This is a genomic window from Methanosarcina sp. UBA411, assembly GCF_002495725.1.
Lineage (GTDB): Archaea > Halobacteriota > Methanosarcinia > Methanosarcinales > Methanosarcinaceae > Methanosarcina.
On the sequence record NZ_DAGK01000031.1, the window covers coordinates 164,000 to 182,131 of the forward strand.

The window sequence follows — 18,132 nt, forward strand, 5'->3', positions numbered from 1 at the left end:
TAAAATATATGCGATTCATGGTATAAATCTCCGCTGGATATAATTAACAATTTTAGAATTCTGAACCAAAAAGAGATAAAAAGAAAGCCCAAAATGAATAAAATAATTTATTAAATTGAACAGTTTAAAAAATTGAACTGTTTGAAATCCTGAAGTGCATAGGTCAGGTTCCAGACTGTTCTATTGAAAATGTTCTGTTCAAACTATTCTGTTCAAATTTTTAGGGGTTCAGATATAAATGTCTGTCCTTTATTTTTCAGATTCAAACTGTCCTTGGATCAGTAATTTCTCCTGACAGTGCCGAAGCTGCTGCTGTTGCAGGAGATGCCAGGTAAATAAAACCGTCTTTTCCCATCCTGCCTTTGAAATTTCGGTTCGCGGTTGAAATACAGACTTCCCCTTCCCCGAGCACTCCCTGGTGAGCACCAAGACAGGGGCCGCAGCCAGGGGTTGCAAGCGTAACGCCTGCTTTAAGCAGAGTTTCCATTGTTCCGTTCTCAATTGCTGAAAGGAGAGTCGTGCGGGATGCAGGAATAACAATAGTCCTGACTGCGACCTTTTTTCCTTTAAGGATTGCTGCTGCGACCTCAAGGTCTTCAAGTCTCCCATTTGTGCACGTCCCTATGAAAACCTGGTCTACGTGGGTACCTTCAACCTCTCCCACAGGCTTTACGTTGTCAACCTGGTGCGGACAGGCTACCTGAGGCTCGATATCTTCAGCTGAGTAAACAGGTTCTTTTACATAGACTGCATCCTGGTCGGCATAAACCGGTTCATAGGGAGCAGCCGCCCTATTTTTCAGGAAATCGAAAGTTTTCTCGTCCGGCGGAACAATTCCAGTTTTTGCTCCCATTTCAATTGCCATGTTGCAGAGCGTCATTCTGCCGGAAACTGACAATTCGGAGATAGCCTGCCCGTAAAATTCTACAGCCTTATAGGTGGCCCCGTCAATTCCGGTCTTCCCGATAAGGTAAAGGGTCAAATCTTTTGCATAAACTCCTTTTCCAAGCCTTCCTTCAACCGTGAACCTTAGACTCTCTGGCACCTTAAACCAGAGCTTACCTGTGGCGAAAATTTCAGCCATATCGGTGGCTCCCACGCCTGTTGCAAAAGCCCCGAAAGCCCCATAAGTGCAGGAATGTGAATCAGCTCCCACAACCAGTTTTCCAGGAAGGGCGAACCCATTTTCTGGAAGCACCTGATGGCAGATTCCTTCCCCAAGCTCATAGAAATTCGGAATGCCCTGCTCCTTTACCCATTCCCGGATTTCCTTTTGCAGGGTAGCTGAAGTCTCATTGTTTGCAGGCGCGATGTGGTCGAAGGGGATTACAATCCTTGAGGGGTCCCAGACCTTTTTCATTTCCATTTCCTTAAAAGCGTTAACTGTAAGTATCGAGGTCCCGTCATGCGCCATTGCATAATCAATATCTGCCAGGACAAAATCATTTGCCTTTGCCTCTTTTCCCGCTGCCCGCGAGAAAATTTTTTCGCTAATTGTTCCCAAAAGTAAGTCTCCTGTTTGATAATCAAGTAATAATGAAGTCTAAGAAACTCAGATTCCTGGATTCACTATAAAGAAATAACTGTAATATATCTTGACATATTAAAGAACAAAATCCTAATATTACAAATATAAATTGTACAAAAATCTTTTCAGCCTCTTGAAGCTGATTTATACAGGGTTTCTATAAAGCAAAATAAACTACTCTTTATTTAATTAAATGTGGCGCTGATGTCAACGCGTGATTATTTTTTTCTACATTAAACCTAATAATAAACTCTATTCCATTTACTTTTTTCAGTTTAAGTTCTCCATCTAACTGGTCAGCAAGGAAAGTTACAAACCGAAACTCAGGATTATGAAGTTCTTTGATATTAAGGCTTTCATAAAGGCACACACCGTTATTGAAAATTGCCAATATAAAATTGTACTCTTATAGCCTTCGCTTGTTTTTCAGTTTTTTTCGTATTCTTCTTCAGTTTCTTCTCTAGAAAGGTAATATGTTTAATGTCAATGATTCATTAATGTTAAAGTGTTCTTCTACTTCAACTATATAAATATATAATATTGTTTAGATATTTTTTTCCATTTAACTCTACTTTGCATAGATAATCTTTGTTACAAGAGTCCTTAGAATTTGCTTGTTTACCTGCTTAGAAAAAAATGCAATTAACATATAAGCAAACAGTGTCAGTTTTCTATAATGCAAGAAATAAGTGTACTTAATTAAGATATGCTACATCCCGCAGTATTTTTTGAGAATCAATCTCTTTCATGATAGCGTTTTTAGAGCAAATGCAAATAAACTTTCAGTTCTGCCTGTTTGCAGCCGATGGTGCAAGCCTAGCAGCCTCCAGTAGTTTCTCGAGATTATCCCTCGGTATGCGCGAGAGAAAAAGTGCAAATTAAATACTTTAACTGTATAAGTCTTAAAAGTAAGAATAAACTTCTATCTATTTATGGACGACGTGGATGAATGTTATGGGGCCGATCACTCAAACAATATTTGGCAAGTCGGTGTCTTCTGTAATTGGTTTTGGTACTCAAAGTCTGTGCAGAAAGATTGAAAAGTCACTCTTTGAAAAGACAGAAATAGAAAAAATAATTTTTGGTAAATCTTACTTTGATCCATTAATAGAAGAAGATCTCAAATCCATAAATAGGGAAATAAGTAATTTAGACGAAAATTTAAAAATAAATTTTGAATCGATATGTATATTTTTTAAGTGCCCGGCAATTGAAGGTATAATACGCCAAATATATGCAGCAAATATATTTCACAATTCCACTAACGAAAATATCAAAGATATCGAAAAAGAATTCACACTTTTGTTATCACAATACTTTGATATTAAAGAGAAGAGAATTTCGTGTCTTTCTTCATTACTTTTTAATATATTGATTAAAGGATGTCAAGAAGTACTCGACAAGCAAATTTCTAATGGTGAGATTATAGCTCTTGCAGCTACATCAAGTTACCATTCAAAAGTAATTTTGGATGAATTAACCGGAATCAAAAAAAATATAGAATTCCTTTCGAGAGAGAAATTAAATTTTAACGAAATTCAGGACTTTTTTGAGAAATATCGCAGTGTCTTGAAAAACAGAAACGAATACATAAAAATATCAAATTTTGAAGGTGGTGTAAGAAAACCCATCGAAAAAATCTATGTCTGCCCAAATTTCATAAAAAGAAGTAGAGATAATGAAAATAATAATCCCTTAGAGTTTTTTAATTTTCTTTTAAAAGTGCATCGTATTGTATTATTGGGTGATCCAGGAAATGGAAAAACCACCTTCACCAAAAAAATATGCTATGAACTTTCTGCTAGATATTCAGAAAGACTTTTTGCAGGAAGAGAAATAGTTCCTTTTGTAGTGGTGATTAGAGATTATCATGCCGAAAAAACGAAAAATAATATTTCCATTATCGATTTCATCAATGAAGAGTTCAGTAATGACTTTCAAATAGAACCGCCAAAGGGTACTTTTGAATATCTGCTATTAAATGGATATATTTTATTAATATTTGATGGACTTGATGAGCTTATAGATACAAGATATAGAGAAAAAATGGTAAACGAAATAGAATCATTCTGTACTCTTTATCCTTCGACTCCAATAATAGTCACTTCACGTAGAATAGGTTATGAACAAGCCACTTTAAGAGAAGATATGTTTGAGATCTATGAAATGACTTCTTTTAATCAAGCTCAAATAAAAGAATATGTAGAAAAATGGTTTAATCTAGATTTCGAATTAAGGCCAAATGAAAGAAGTGAGAAAGCAAGGCGCTTCATGATAGAAAGCGAAAAAGTCTCTGATCTTCGTTCTAATTCCTTGATGTTGTCTTTAATGTGCAATATATATAGGCAAGAAAATTACATTCCAGAAAATAGACCTAAAATATATCAAAAATGCGCTGAAATGCTGTTCAAAAAATGGGATAAACATAGAGGAATTAATCCTGGAATTACGATACAAGACTCAAAAATCGAATCTCTAATTTCTCATCTTGCTCATTGGATATATACAAACCAATCTTCAAAAGAAGGTGTAAGTGAGGAGGAATTAATAAAGAAATCAACTGAGTATCTTTATCCTTCTACTTATGAAGATAAAGATGAAGCCAAAGCGGTGGCAACAGATTTTGTAAATTTCTCAAGGGGGCGCGCATGGATACTTACTGCCATTGGTGCCACGAAGAATCAAGAGTTATATAAATTCACACACAGGACTTTTTTGGAATATTTTACAGCAGACTGGTTTTGTAGAAATTATGAGGAAACAAAAGAATTAACCAATGAGCTGATTCCAAAAATAAAAAGAAGAGAATGGGATGTGGTAATTCAATTAGCATTTCAGATGAGGGGAGAATACTCAGAAAGTGCTACAGATAAAATACTTTATACTATATTGAGCGTAGCAAAGGAATCAACGAATATGGAGCGTAAAAATTTACTCTCCTTTGCGGCAAGAAGCTTGGAATTTATGACTCCAAATCCAAACTTAGTTAAGGAAATTACAAAAGAGTGCTTTGAATTCTCTTTTTATCTTGGGAAAAATACCTTTGAAAAAATAATAGAACCAGGAGAATTTGAAACAGGGATTTTGCATTTAGGGGATCCGATTAAACCAATTTTAGACTTAAAATATTCTGTTAGAGAAAACCGAACCAAGGTTGTTGAAACATTAAAGAATTTGATATTATACTATATTAATAGTCAAAACGAGCATGAAGCAACACTAGCCGCAGAGATAGGTTTTGGACTGAATGAAAATCTAATTATGGGCAAAGATTTTGATAAAAAAGAGCAACTTTATTGGGATAATCTATCAGTTGATATAATAAAAGAATGCTATGCACATAATAAGTCTGTTTTTGAAGAGAATATACACTTATGTATACAATCTTACAATGTAATATTTGATAACAAAATAGAACTTATCCTTAAACTGTATGGTTTGAAAGGAATATTATTTGATTATTCTAGTTCTATGCTTCCAAGCACTCGTACTTCTGGCATTGGACAAAGATTGTTAAGCAATACTTTTGAGTATATCAGTCATCCAGGGAACCAAGTTTTTTATTCATATGCGGAGCAAAATATAGAGACAATATCAGATACATTAAAGAGAATTGGAGAATTTTATTTAGAGTGCTCTCTGCCTCTTGATCTAAAAGAAACATATTTATCTGGGACAGAAATGTATACAAACTGGGCGCCTTATTTTTCGCGAAATGAGTATCATAATCTTAGTTGCGAAAAAAATGAGTTGAGTATTAGATTTAATTACTCAGATTCTGCAGCCATCTTTGGAGAGTTTTGCCTACTTGCCACTTTTTTGGAACTGAATCTCAGTTCGAAAAAACCGAATGTAAAAGAGCTTATCGAAACAATAGATCCGAGTCCTCTAACTAATATTTTTTTGATATGGTCTGAAGATGGCGATTATATGGAAATAGGAAATGAACTTGATAAAATAAGATTCAATGATAGACAAAAAGAGTTCATTGCAAATTGGGTTCAAAAGAAAAGCTGCATTCTAAATGTATCTATTAGAAACAGAGAGATTAAGATATATAGACATTTTGTTAGGGATAAAAATAAATAACAAACAAAGTGTTCTTTACAATTTGATGAAACTCCTAATAAATAATCAATGTATGCATAAATAACTGAATAATTTTCCCACTCCAGAATGCGGTAAGAGTTCACTTCAGTAGTTATGCAGAGGTTTCTTTTCCTTGAAGGTACTAATTGGTTAATCAATAATTACCTATCGGGACTTATCCTCTTTACTTTCCGGCTCTTTTTCCATATAAATGCAGATTGAAGTCATTCCTGACCTTCTTTTTTGCTCATAAGAGCATCAAGCAAATCGCGGATTCAGTCTTCATGTTCCTTTGATTCCTTGGCTTTCATGTAATCGTATTTCCCAAAGAAATCAGATAGAGCTTGAGATACTGCATCAGAGACACTGGAAAACTCAGGGGTTTCAACTAAACTCTAAACATCTTTTTTGCTTCAGGGAGATACAGTTACGTTAATTTACTCCTTTTTATTTACAACTCCAGGCCTCACACATCAGGCGAAGTTTTAAGCATACTTATGACTCATATTTATCGCAGCTTGCATATCTAATAAAGCTCTTTTCTTGGAATACTTCTGGATAAAGCGACTTGCTCATTCAATTTTTCAGGAGAAGGGCAAGAAATAAGTTTGTGATGGGGGATTTAATATGACGTCAAAATTGATGGACTATTTTAACAAGCAACTGAGAATTGGGGTTCTCAGCACAGCGAGTAAAGACGGAAAGGTAGATTCAGCTATTTTCGGCTCACCCAATATGATCGATGAAAAGACCGTTGTAGTTGCAACTGGTAAGAACCGTACGTTCTCAAACCTTCAGGAAAACCCTTACGCGATATACATGATAATGGAGCAAGATACGGAATGGAAAGGGATCAGGGTTTATATGAAGATGAAGGAATCTGCAACGTCGGGGGAAATGCTTGATACGATTAAAAGCCATATTGCAAAAATGGCCGGGGAGGGGGCTGCGCAGATGATGTATGCAACGGTTACCTTCGAGATCATTGAGCTGAGACCTCTCGTTGATATGGGACAGGGCTGGGAGAAATCGATCTGAGTATTCAGAAGTGATGTGAATCAAATAAAAAATTAAAATAAAAATACTACAGGCTTAAACCTAAAAATATGGTTAAAAATAGATAAACCGAATTTATATTATGCCGTACTTTTCCAGAAATCCTTCAAGAGGCACGGAGTGGGTCTGGAAGCCACACACCTTGTAAGGGTGAGCGCCCATTGAAAGAGCTACAAACTGGGCAATATTCATGTGCACCATATCATATTTTACGCCAAACTCTTTTTCGATAACCGGCTGGTAGCGGTCGTACTGGATCTGGCAATTTGGGCACATATGGAGCATAAGCTCAATACCCGCTTTTTGAAGGCTGTCAAGTTTAGTCTTTGTCACCTGAAGTGAAGTACTTTTATTAAGATGGAGCTGGGAAAAGCCCATTCCACAGGTAAGAGTCCGGTCTTCGTACCAGCGCACAGGCTCGGCTCCACAGGCTGCTGCTATGTTGTCTATCAACTGGGGGTTTTCAGGGTTTCCAAGAACATCGAGATACTTAACTTTATAGTAGTGACAGGCATGATGGGATGCAGTTTTAACCCGTGAGAAATCAAATTTTTTCTGTTCCTTGATCTTGTCGACCTTACTTAAGAGAATTTCTATTGCATGGTAGAAGTTTGTTCTCGGATTCATATCGTCTTTTTCGTAAACAAGATTTTCAAGGCCCTGTTCCCGGAATATGGAGTTGACTTTTTCTCGGACTTCGGTGTTGGTATTAAGGACTTCACAAGCTTCCTTATTTACAGCATAGCAGGTTGAACAGAGGCAGGTTATATTAGGATAACCACATCTTTTTGCGACTGCGAAGTTCCGGGCTCCAATGGCTGCTGTTGTCAATCCTTCAAAGATGTCAGTATAATGACCTATTCCTGTGCAGCAGGACTGCTCATCATTTATACAGTAATCTATTCCAAGCCTGTCAAATACATAACAAGTGGAGGTTTCCACCCCTGGGTACTCCTGCCCGACCATACAGCTTTTAAATAATAAAAGCTGGCTGTCCGGGATATTTTCTATCGCTTTCAAAGCCGAAGTCTCCGCTTCTATTTTCTCTCTTGATACACTGGTTCTCCAGGAGCTGATGCAAAAGTTTTTCCTGTATTTTTGCCTTGAGCCATTTTTCCCTTTCAAAATAGCCTGTAGCTTCAAGAATGGCCTGAACTTCCCCATGGGTGTTCCTGATATCCCTGGAACTCAGCCCCAGTTCAACACGGGTTGACTCGAGATTTTTCTTGAACCTGATCCAACGTTCCCCGAGGTCTCTTTCCATATTCTTAACCCCAGCACCCGGTACCTTACTGGCTCCGTTTTCTGCAAGATACTCTCCTATCTCAAGGAAGTAGGCAAGCTTCTCAACCCCTATGCCTTCATTTATAGCCATCTGCCTGAGCACCTGCACAATTGTTACAGGGCTATTATTTCTGGGACAGCGTAGGTTACAGGAATAACAGTAGAAGCAGGACCAGATCATTTCGGATTCAAGCACACTGCGGTCATTTTCCAGCACCTTTTTCACAATCTGGCGAGGGCTGTAATCAGTAAAGCGGGCTGCAGGACAGGAAGCCGTGCAGGCTCCACACTGGATGCAGCGATCAAGCCCCAGAGAGGCAGGTGTCCGGATGCTTTTCTTTGCTGTTTCTGCAAGGGTTTTACATTCCGGAGTATCGTATTCATTTACGTATGGAATCATTTGATCATCTCTCCTTCCCGGGCAAGGCTGGTAAAAGTGCCTGCAAGCCCTCTTGTATTTGGGACATAGGCTTTTTTGAAATAGAGCCGGTTTCCTGAATCTCCAAGTTCTTTCTTCAATTTCTCAAAATGACTGACAGTTAGAGGATATATAATCTCGGCTTTCGGGCTGTCTGGAGGATCTTCTATGAAAAGAACAGCTGATGCCCCACGTTTGAAGGCGTGAAGTAACAGGTCTTTATCTACCACCAGGTTTGTGGGCACCTTGATTAACTTGACATTTGAAGGATAGGTCAGTGCGCTGTTTCCTATATTATCGCAGGTTAAGGATGCGATCCCGCTATTTACAAAGCCCAGCAGGTCTCCTTCTTTGACTACCCCCTCAACTTCGGCGTTTAGCTGGGTTTTTGTAAAACCTGCAATCTGGATAGCTCCGTTCGGACAGACTTCAGTGCAATATCCGCATCCAGTACAGACAAGCGGGTCTACGATAACCTTTCCATTCTCATTTAAGGAAAAAGCCTCGAAAGGACAACTGAGACATTTCTTGCACTGAGTACAGAGTAGCTGATTGATTGTCGGGATTTCGTTTACCAGGGCTTTTGGGCTGTCCGAAATAAAGGCCCTTCCCCTTATAGCTGCAAGCCCTGCCTGAGAAATGGTGTCTGTGACATCCTTAGGGCTCTGGGCAGTGCCGCAGACAAAGATTCCATCCAGTGAACTGTCTACAGGCCTCAATTTTGAATGCCTTTCTTTAATAAAGCCACTTTCATCCTGGCTGATATTCAATATACTGGCTATTTTTCGGGTTCCCTTTGAAGGGACCATTGCCGCAGAAAGCACGACAAGATCAGCAGGCAGCTCTGTTATTTTCTGATTAAGGGTATCTTCGAGTCTGACAACAAGGCTTTTATCCGATTTCTCTACAATTTCAGCAGGCCTTCCCCTTACAAATCTGACTCCCATATCCTGGACTGCCCGATAGTAGTTCTCGTAAAAGCCAAGCGCCCGCAAATCAACATAACAGATCGTGATTTCCGTACCTGGATATTTTTTCATTATAAGGTTCGAGTGCTTTAAGGCTGCCATGCAGCAGTACCTTGAACAATAGCGGTTTCCGCCTTCTTTTTCATCCCTTGAGCCCACACACTGGATCATAACTATCTTTTTAGGGGTTCCCGAACCATTCTCAGAAGAATTTTCAGAGGGACTTTTACTAGAGCAAGTATCTGTTATTGAATTGACAGCTTCAGGATCCAGGCTGAAATCCGAAGGCTTGAGCAGTGCCCCTTTTGTAGGGCCATTGATCCCGAGCATTCTGGCAAGTTCCATCTGGGTCATAACATTTTTGAAAATCCCATAGCCGTACTGGGGTTTCTGGGATACATCATATTCCTCAAACCCGGTAGCAACAATAACTGCACCTACATTGAGCTCAATAATCTCTTCCTTCTGTGAAAAATCAATTGCTCCAGATTTACAGGCTTCTGCACATTTCCCGCAGGTTTCGCCCTTGAACTGCAGACAGTGATCTGGATCTATGCAGTAGATTTTTGGAACAGATTGAGAAAAACGCAGTGAAATTGCCTTTTTGTCCACGCACCCACAGTTGAACTCATTTTCAACCAGGACAGGACAGACACGGCTGCATCTGCCACAGCCTGTACAGTTGTCATGTACATATCTCGGTTTTTTCCTAAGCCTGACTGTGAAGTTACCGGCACTTCCACTTAAGCGTTCCACCTCAGTCCAGGTTAAAAGGGTTATTTTCGGGTTAGTTGCCACCTCATTCATCAGTGGACTTAGCGAACACATTGCACACTCTTCGGCAAGCTTGTCAGGAGAAAAAACCTTACCTATTTTTGCCATATTTCCACCTATACTGGAATCTTTCTCAACAAGGTAGGTGGAAATTCCATTATCAGCAAGGTTCACTGCCGCAGTTATCCCTGCAATTCCTCCGCCAATAACAAGAGCCTGTGGGACAATATTTACTTTTATTTCCTCAAGTGGCTCAGGATTTTCAAGGCGCCTGAGTTTTCCTCGAAGAAGTGAGAGAGCTTTCTCAGTCGCTCCGGTTGTATTCGGATGTACCCAGGCACATTGTTCCCTTAGGTTTGCGATTTCGAGCATTGCCCGGTTCAAGCCTACATCCTGGATACACTTTTTAAAGAGAGGACCGTGTTTGGAAGGAGTACACGAACCTATTACTATCCTGTCGAGGTTCCCTTCAGAAATCTTATTTTTGATCAGGGTCTGTCCCTCTCTCGAACAAAGATACTCATAATCAAAGACCGGAATCCCTTCTGCCTTGAGGGTTTTCTTAAGGTAATTAATGTCAATACGTTCGGAAATATTCCCACTGCAATGGCAGATAAATACAGCGGTTTTGTCCTGGGCAGCGTTCATTATACTAAATCTTTGAGGGATTTGTATTTAAGGATTGTCAGAATTGCAAGGTATAATGACCCAAAAAGGAGAGAATAGTTAACAATATATGCAAAATTAGGATAATTATTAAGAGAAAAAGAGAACTTTGACCTTCAATATAAAAAGGATTTTAACTGTCAATTTTCTCTATATATTAGAATTATATTTTCTAAGCAAAGGAAAACTACAATGGAAAAATGGGTTTATTCTATAATGAGTTTATTCTATATATACATAGATGAGGCCTGCGGGGACCCAGTAATACAGCTTGTCTTTCATTATTCTAATTCTGATTTCTCAGAATATAAAAAATAAATATGTTATGTTGTCGGGAAGTTTTTATAGGCATATAATTATATATATGGAGAAAGTATTATTATTTAAATTAACTGAGAAAAACAGATTTTGTGAGATACTCCCACATATCCGAAACTCATATAAATAGAAATATATTTAATAGAGCCGATAAAAGATAAGAAAAAATAACATATCTGAAATAATATGTTTCTATTGATCTGAAAAATACTGGATGAAAAATGATATCGGAAGCGATCACAAACTGCTCTTTCGATATAAATGGTAGATGATAGTTGTGACAGATAATGAGTTTACATCAGAGGACAATGAATTTAAAATGGGAGAAGTTGAATACGAGATGGTGGAGCTTTTAAGGAGGCTTAATATTAACAGGCCAGTTGCTCTCACCCTTGCATGCCTCTCAAAAGGAGAGGAAATTTCTTCCCAATGTATCGAAATGGTGTCAGGTTTGAGACAGCCAGAAGTTAGCATTGCAATGCGCTATCTTCGCGAAAATGACTGGATAGACATGCGGGAAGAAAAGAAGAATCAAGGCAAAGGACGACCGGTTAAAATGTATAAACTAACGGTCCAGATGGAAACAATTATCAATGCAATAGAAGAAAACGTTATGGCTGAAAGTAAAGCTGTGCTCCAGAATATAGAACGCCTCAAGAATCTTTCCTGAAAATCAATTTAAAAGCAGAGACATCACAAGCGCTATCTGCAAATTCTTAGAAGATTTAAAATTCTAAGACTTAAAATTCTTATTCTACAGTCTGGGTTTTATAACCCGGATTCGACTTCTCCTACGTTAAATAAAATATTTGAGGGAATTTCAAAATATTCTTAACACTTTCCTATAATTGTGTTATCTTTTCTCAATCCCTCTAATATCTATTTCCATTCAAATCTGTATTTCGAAAATAACAAAGAACCAAAAATCTTTCGGTTGCAAGATTAAGATTTACTCGCTTGAGGATTAAAATCAAGCATGATAGGCTGTTTAATTAATCCTGTAATTCATACTGTTTTAAATCTATTGCTATTGAGTTGTTAACTCAACCGCGGATCCTTTAAAAATATAAAATAATGCAAAAGATACAAAGGAGAAACATCTCAAGAGAGCTAAAGAGGGTAGCTCGTAAACTTTAAGAATTTCTAATATAAGGATGCCCTGCAAATTCTTTATACAACCTTATAACTTTAAGGAACTGGAATGATAGAATGTAGTGAAGCTTATCTCAAAGCCTTCCTAAAATAGAATATTTCTTTTTTAATGTTATATCTAAGGCCCAAACGCCTAATTAAACAACTCCTTGTTATTATGTAGAATATAATTAAAATTCAAAATTTGAGTTTGAAGCAAAGCTTGAGTTTAAAAAAAGCCGAAATTAAAAATAGATTTTGAATCCTAAAAGAAAAGCAGAATTAATAAACGAAAAAACATGGATATAAACTAATAAATATTAAAAAGAAAACATAAGTAAATATTTATATTAATGGACTCTATAATGGCTCTTTGGGTGATTAAATGGTAGATGAAATTGGTCCAGTTATGGATATTTCTGACACAAAAGAAGAGATCCCGATGACTATGGGATCAAATGAATACGAAATGATTGAATTATTTAGAAGAATTAATGTCAGTAGGCCAATTGCTCTTACGCTTGCATGCCTTTCAAAAGGAAGGGAAATTTCATCCCAGAGTATTGAGATGATATCAGGCTTGAGACAGCCTGAAGTCAGTGTCGCAATGCGATATCTCCGTGAAAATAACTGGATTGATATCCGGGAAGAAAAGAAATCAAAAGGTAAAGGCAGACCTGTCAAGCTATACAAGCTTACAGTCCCAATGGATTGCATTGTCAGCAAGATAGAAGAAAAGATCATAGCCGAAAGCAGAATTGTGATCGGAAATATCGAAAGGCTGAAAAGCATTTCCTGAAATTCTTTGTGGGGATTTCCCCACTCAAACTTTTCCCTTATGATTCTTTTGCTACAGAAAAAGTAACAAAAAATGTTTTTGTTTAAAGAATAAAAATGTTTATTTAAAGAATAATTATCAAAAATCTTCAATTATACAAAGTAGCTTCGAAAATTGTCATTTTTATTTAAATTTCTTTTTTCAAAGTTTTTTCATAAAAATATATAATAAAAAGATGAGAAATATGAAAAAAGACTCAAGAAATCTCAAAAAGGTTCGAAATAATAAGAATTCAACATAACAAAAATTCAACATGATAAAATTAAATAAATGTTTGGTGGGCCCGCTGCGATTCGAACGCAGGACCTCACGGTTATCAGCCGTGCGCTCCACCAAGCTAAGCTACGGGCCCGAAATGAAGAACAAATGTAGTTACAAAAACCTGAAAATTTTCCTAAGAAAGGATTTTTAATTATGGTGGGCCCGCTGCGATTCGAACGCAGGACCTCACGGTTATCAGCCGTGCGCTCCACCAAGCTAAGCTACGGGCCCAATGGTCAGGTTTTTGAGAATTTTCGAAGTTGAAAGGCTTTTTCGGGAAAGCATCCCAATCCGACAACACTTCTAATACTCAATTTACTACTTATAGCTTTTGCTTGAAGATAGTGAGTTTCCAAACTTTAAAATTTTATTTACAAGTTGCAGGGTCGGAGGGCGATAGCCTTATATAGTATATAGAGTGTATGAGGGATGCTGATAAAGCAAAGCCCAATATGGGCCGGTAGATCAGGGGAAGATCGCTACCTTGGCATGGTAGAGGCCTCGGGTTCAATTCCCGACCGGTCCACTTAAAATTTTTTTAAAATCTTAAAATGGTTTTAATTAATATTACAATTTTTCAAGCTTCTTTTCTTAAAGATCTGTTTAACTGCACATATTTGTGTAATCAGCCATATTTCCTGGATTTTTACATGATGTAGAACAGCAAAGCATCTTTAACCATCAGTCATTACAGCCAAAGGAAGTTACAATCTCAAAGTGCTATGCATAGAAAGGTATCTTTTTGTACTCATTTATCTACTCCTCCTCTTCATCTTTGTTCGCCTCTTCCCACCACTCATGTCTCTACTTAAAATACCACTACTATTAACCCTACAAAAGGATCGGCCTGCCAGAAGCCAAAAAATAGTTCATTTAAGCTTCAACAGTAAAGCTTCAACAGTAAAGCTTCAACATTAAAGGAAGCAATAGGAAGGCGCAAGCTAATGTTTCCTTAGAGTCAGCCACAAGATCTCTACTATTTATCTTCATGCCAAATTCATATATTTTGAAAATATGACCAGCAAGCAATATCATAGCATAATGATGGCAGCAAAGCAACTTCCTAGTAAAAATAACCACATAACAACCACAAATTCTTAGATGCTGTTGTTGTAGCTATAAGCGTCTCGAGTAACTTGATAAATCCCGGACACGGTTTATATAATATTGCCAGTATAATATCCAGTGAAGAATTATGAATTATGAAGGAAAGGGTAGTGCCAAAGGTGTCGAGGGTTATATCCCAGTAACTGGCGGAAAAATATGGTATAAAATTGTCGGGGCAAATAGGAAAAAAATCCCTCTTCTGGTATTGCATGGTGGCCCTGGCGCACCTCATGACTATCTTGAACCCCTTGAAGCTTTGAGTGACGAACGACCAGTGATTTTCTATGATCAACTCGGGTGTGGCAATTCCGATAAGCCCAGCGATAAATTCCTTTGGACAGTGGAGCGCTTTGTAAGTGAGCTTGAACAGGTTAGGAGCTATTTGGGTCTTGATAAAATGCATCTGCTTGGCCAATCATGGGGAACTATGTTAGCTGTCGATTTTATATTAGTTAAAAAACCTAAGGGTGTAATGAGCCTAATTCTCTCAGGTCCTTGCCTCAGTTCCTCGCGCTTCGCCTCAGATCAGAAACTCTATCTTTTGGAGCTTTCGGATGCTCTCCAAAAAACAATTAACGAGAGTGAGATGTCTGGATGTTTCGACTCCAAGGAATATCAAGATGCTATGATGGTTTATTATAAGATCCACGTCTGCCGCCTAGATCCCTGGCCGGACTGCCTAAATAGAACTTTGGAAAAATTAGGGCACGAAGTCTATGAACAAATGTGGGGTCCAAGTGAGTTTACACTTACAGGATGTCTCAAAAATTATGAGAGAGTGGATTTGCTGAAAGAAATATCCGTTCCTACCCTCTTCACCTGTGGATGCTATGATGAAGCTACCCCGTCTTCAACTGCATACTACCATAGCATGCTTCCGGGCTCTGAGATTGTTATCTTTGAGGGCGCCTCTCATGAACATCACCTTGAAAAAATAGGTGAGTATCTTGAGGTTGTGCGAAATTTTATAAATAAAATAGAAAATAGATAAATTTTCAACACTCCATTTAAAACCTTGGCCCCACTAAAAAATTAAGGTGTGCCTTTCAGGTTTTCCACGAAGTAATCGAAAATCTTGTGCAATAAATACTCATTCTCCGGGAAGTCATCATGGTTTGCATTTGGCACAATTAGCATGTCAAATTCCTTATTTGCTTTTATCAATGCATCAACGAGCTGCATAGTCTGGGAGGGGTGGACATTATCATCCATATCTCCTGTCGCCAGTAAGAGATGCCCTGTCAGATTCGATGCCTTCAACTCAGTGATCTGCTCAGTGTAATTGCTTACCTGAGGCATGCCTTCGTATTTTTCTCCCCAAATTTCCGAGTAATATCGGCTGTCGTAGTTACCTGATGATGCTACACCCACCTTATAGAAATTGGGATAAGTAAGGAGTGCCTGAGCTGTCATGAAGCCACCTCCGGAATGTCCATAAATTCCAACCCTATCCAGATCCATGTAAGGCCGATCTTTGGCAAGCTGTTGTAAGCCATTGACATGGTCAGCCAGCCCTCCAGCAATGCCCAAGTGCCCATAAGAAACATCGTGAAAGGCTTTGGAACGACCAGGAGTTCCAGGAGCGTCCATAATTACCACAACGAACCCAATTTCAGAAAGAGCCTGGTTCAGCCAAATCGGATTCCAGCCTCCAGTAATATAGGGGAATGATTTGGGTGTTATTGTAGTCTGCGGGCCTGGGTATACAAACTCTATTACCGGATATTTAAGAGATGCATTGAAGGTGGTTGGTCGAATGATTATGCCATAAACATCGTACTGGCCATCTAATGACTTTACGCTGAATCTTTCAGGAAACTTCCAGCCCATTGAGAGCAGGTCGTCGATATCTCCCTCTTCCAGAGTGAGCAGTGTCCTTCCATCATTTGATCTTAACACAGTGACCGGTGGAAGGTCCACTCTGGAATAAGTATCAACAAAGGTACTTCCATCCAGCGACATACTCACATGATGATCCGCATCCTCAGGGGTGAGAAGTTCCAGGTTGCTCCCGTTTAAGTTAACCCGGTATAAGTGTTGATAATATGGATCTCTACCTGTTTCCCTACCTCCAGCAGTGAAATATACCAGTGACCGGTTTTCATCCACATATAAGAGATTTCTTACAGTCCAGTTCCCTGCTGTAATGGGATTTTTCAGGCTGCCGTTCTTATCATAGAGGTAGAGATGACCATAGCCACTACGTTCAGAGAACCAGATGAAGTCGCCGTTATCTAGTACCTTGAAATTTGGTTGTTGCCACTCAATATAAGTAGGTGCGCTCTCGTTAAGGATCTCTTTTGCTTGACCGGTTGAAGGGTCTATTCTAAGAAGATGAAGCGTCTTCTCATCCCTCTCATCGTAAATTGAGTAGAGAGTATCACCTGCTTTATCCCATTTGTAAGGGTACTCTAAATCCAATGTCTCAGGGAAAGCACTATGTTGAACAGGAATGACCTTCCGCGAAACAACATCCAGCACTATGGGCTCATACATTGGTATATATTCGTCCCCTGGCATGGGATACTTATATGTCCAAACCTTTGGCCTGGAGCTATTCTCGGGCACGTATTGCAGCAGCGAGATAGGTTCGACATTCCTTTCATCCATTTTGAATGTGGCTATTCTTCTTGAATCGGGAGACCATTCTGCAAGAGGCTTGGATTTTATCCCCAGACGCTCCTGAGACAATTTTTCATTGTAGTTATCGGAGTACTCACCATAGGCATAGTTTTTAATGCCATCTGCAGTTAGAGGATAAGTCTCGCCAGTTTCCGTCTCCCTGATCCATAAATTGTGATCCTGAATAAAAACGGCAAGCTTTCCATCAGGTGAAAGCAACTCCCCCTCCGATTCCTCAGCCCAGGGCGAAGCATTGATGACAAGGTAGCTATTGAGATCACATTGCCAGGATTTGTCGAATGCAGAAAAACGTATGCTGCTCATGCCAGGAAGAAATGTGATCTTATCGAAGGGAAGATCTGAGGAGTTGACCTCGGTTCTGGATGCGTTAGAGAGAGACTTAGCAAGCAGCTCATGGTCGAAGGCTTCATCCTTAGTTAGGTTTACAGTATCTACAAGCATGAACTTCTTGCCTTCACGGTCATTCTTTGTGTACCAGAAGGAGTTAGTGCCGTTTATCCAATTAGGAGTAATGCTGACATTGAACATCGATGCAGTTGCATTATCAGGCAAGAATTTATCTGCGTTTTCATAGCCAGTGAAGTTGGCTGAGAATTCAGCCACATTGGTTGAGAAACCAGTCGCATTTTTAGTCGCATTATCAATAGTTTCAGCTTCTGCCAAAGGCATCATTGCAGACAACAGTAGAAGAGATACCAGGGCTAAGGAAAAAAAGCAGATGCTTGTGAGGCTCTGCCTTTTAGACGGCCTACTTTTAGATGGCTTAATATGTGATGGTTTTGGATCTCCCAGTCTAGCAAGTAAGATTTGCATATTGACCCCCCTTTCTTTTTGGACAACTAATGAAGATATGATGTTCTTATGAGTCTTTCTGATTTAAATCAAATAAAAATTAAGGTGTGCCTTTCAGGTTTTCCACGAAATAATTGAAAACCCTATGCAATACGTATTCGTTATCTGAGAAGTAATAGTGGTTTGCATTTGGCACAATTAGCATGTCGAATTTCTTATTTGCCTTTATCAACGCGTCAACGAGCTGCATAGTCTGGGA

General features: G+C 38.7%; 11 protein-coding genes and 3 tRNA genes. 6 read left to right on the plus strand and 8 right to left on the minus strand.

Annotation, left to right across the window (positions count from 1 at the left end; all coding sequences use genetic code 11):
* Nucleotides 1–262: 262 nt before the first annotated feature.
* Nucleotides 263–1,495, minus strand: a complete 1,233-nt coding sequence (gene hacA, locus BP861_RS11930) for a homoaconitase large subunit (protein ID WP_292376066.1) — start codon at nt 1,493–1,495, stop codon at nt 263–265.
* 815 nt (nt 1,496–2,310) lie between these two features.
* Nucleotides 2,311–2,385, minus strand: coding sequence for a nitroreductase family protein (locus BP861_RS16055; RefSeq protein ID WP_292377548.1), 75 nt, complete (start codon nt 2,383–2,385; stop codon nt 2,311–2,313).
* Between the two features lie 97 nt (nt 2,386–2,482).
* On the opposite strand from BP861_RS16055, the gene BP861_RS11935 reads away from it, so the two are divergent.
* Both BP861_RS11935 and BP861_RS11940 read left to right on the plus strand, forming a co-directional pair.
* Nucleotides 2,483–5,617: an NACHT domain-containing protein gene (locus BP861_RS11935; RefSeq protein WP_292375808.1), complete on the plus strand. Its 3,135-nt coding sequence runs from the start codon at nt 2,483–2,485 to the stop codon at nt 5,615–5,617.
* Between the two features lie 627 nt (nt 5,618–6,244).
* Nucleotides 6,245–6,655, plus strand: coding sequence for a pyridoxamine 5'-phosphate oxidase family protein (locus BP861_RS11940; RefSeq protein ID WP_292375810.1), 411 nt, complete (start codon nt 6,245–6,247; stop codon nt 6,653–6,655).
* Nucleotides 6,656–6,748: 93 nt separating this feature from the next.
* Here BP861_RS11940 and hdrB read toward each other — a convergent pair whose 3' ends face one another.
* From hdrB to hdrA, 3 genes are read right to left on the minus strand one after another with little or no spacing between them, the layout of a single operon-like run.
* Nucleotides 6,749–7,693, minus strand: a complete 945-nt coding sequence (gene hdrB, locus BP861_RS11945) for a ferredoxin:CoB-CoM heterodisulfide reductase subunit HdrB (protein ID WP_292375812.1) — start codon at nt 7,691–7,693, stop codon at nt 6,749–6,751.
* A complete protein-coding gene (gene hdrC, locus BP861_RS11950) occupies nt 7,647–8,357 on the minus strand; it encodes a ferredoxin:CoB-CoM heterodisulfide reductase subunit HdrC (RefSeq protein WP_292375813.1) in 711 nt (236 codons plus the stop codon). Before hdrC ends, hdrB begins: the two co-directional genes overlap by 47 nt.
* A complete protein-coding gene (gene hdrA / locus BP861_RS11955) occupies nt 8,354–10,765 on the minus strand; it encodes a ferredoxin:CoB-CoM heterodisulfide reductase subunit HdrA (protein WP_292375815.1) in 2,412 nt (803 codons plus the stop codon). The genes hdrC and hdrA overlap by 4 nt, the downstream gene beginning before the upstream one ends.
* 604 nt (nt 10,766–11,369) lie before the next feature.
* Here hdrA and BP861_RS11960 point away from each other — a divergent pair.
* Together BP861_RS11960 and BP861_RS11965 are read left to right on the plus strand one after the other, a co-directional pair.
* Nucleotides 11,370–11,771: a transcriptional regulator gene (locus tag BP861_RS11960; protein WP_292375817.1), complete on the plus strand. Its 402-nt coding sequence runs from the start codon at nt 11,370–11,372 to the stop codon at nt 11,769–11,771.
* An 846-nt stretch (nt 11,772–12,617) separates the two neighbouring features.
* Nucleotides 12,618–13,031: a transcriptional regulator gene (locus BP861_RS11965; RefSeq protein WP_292375819.1), complete on the plus strand. Its 414-nt coding sequence runs from the start codon at nt 12,618–12,620 to the stop codon at nt 13,029–13,031.
* A 314-nt stretch (nt 13,032–13,345) separates the two neighbouring features.
* Here the strand turns inward: BP861_RS11965 and BP861_RS11970 are convergent.
* Together BP861_RS11970 and BP861_RS11975 are read right to left on the minus strand one after the other, a co-directional pair.
* Nucleotides 13,346–13,422, minus strand: a tRNA-Ile gene (locus BP861_RS11970).
* A 63-nt stretch (nt 13,423–13,485) separates the two neighbouring features.
* Nucleotides 13,486–13,562: transfer RNA gene (locus BP861_RS11975), tRNA-Ile, on the minus strand.
* Nucleotides 13,563–13,785: 223 nt separating this feature from the next.
* Between BP861_RS11975 and BP861_RS11980 the strand changes: the two genes are divergently transcribed.
* Together BP861_RS11980 and BP861_RS11985 are read left to right on the plus strand one after the other, a co-directional pair.
* Nucleotides 13,786–13,857, plus strand: a tRNA-Ala gene (locus BP861_RS11980).
* A gap of 669 nt (nt 13,858–14,526) precedes the next feature.
* Nucleotides 14,527–15,429 carry a proline iminopeptidase-family hydrolase gene (locus BP861_RS11985; RefSeq protein WP_292375821.1) on the plus strand — a complete coding sequence of 301 codons (903 nt, stop codon included), beginning with the start codon at nt 14,527–14,529 and terminating at the stop codon, nt 15,427–15,429.
* A 41-nt stretch (nt 15,430–15,470) separates the two neighbouring features.
* Here the strand turns inward: BP861_RS11985 and BP861_RS11990 are convergent, their stop codons facing one another.
* Nucleotides 15,471–17,894: a S9 family peptidase gene (locus BP861_RS11990; protein WP_292375824.1), complete on the minus strand. Its 2,424-nt coding sequence runs from the start codon at nt 17,892–17,894 to the stop codon at nt 15,471–15,473.
* Nucleotides 17,895–18,132: the final 238 nt, after the last annotated feature.

Bases quoted from the DNA above. Each gene is read 5' to 3' on its own strand.
- BP861_RS11960 (WP_292375817.1), top strand. From the start codon at position 11,370: ATGATAGTTGTGACAGATAATGAGTTTACATCAGAGGACAATGAATTT.
- hdrA (WP_292375815.1), bottom strand. From the start codon at position 10,765: ATGAACGCTGCCCAGGACAAAACCGCTGTATTTATCTGCCATTGCAGT.
- BP861_RS11940 (WP_292375810.1), top strand. From the start codon at position 6,245: ATGACGTCAAAATTGATGGACTATTTTAACAAGCAACTGAGAATTGGG.
- BP861_RS11965 (WP_292375819.1), top strand. From the start codon at position 12,618: ATGGTAGATGAAATTGGTCCAGTTATGGATATTTCTGACACAAAAGAA.
- BP861_RS11935 (WP_292375808.1), top strand. From the start codon at position 2,483: ATGGGGCCGATCACTCAAACAATATTTGGCAAGTCGGTGTCTTCTGTA.
- BP861_RS11990 (WP_292375824.1), bottom strand. From the start codon at position 17,894: ATGCAAATCTTACTTGCTAGACTGGGAGATCCAAAACCATCACATATT.
- BP861_RS11985 (WP_292375821.1), top strand. From the start codon at position 14,527: ATGAATTATGAAGGAAAGGGTAGTGCCAAAGGTGTCGAGGGTTATATC.
- hdrC (WP_292375813.1), bottom strand. From the start codon at position 8,357: ATGATTCCATACGTAAATGAATACGATACTCCGGAATGTAAAACCCTT.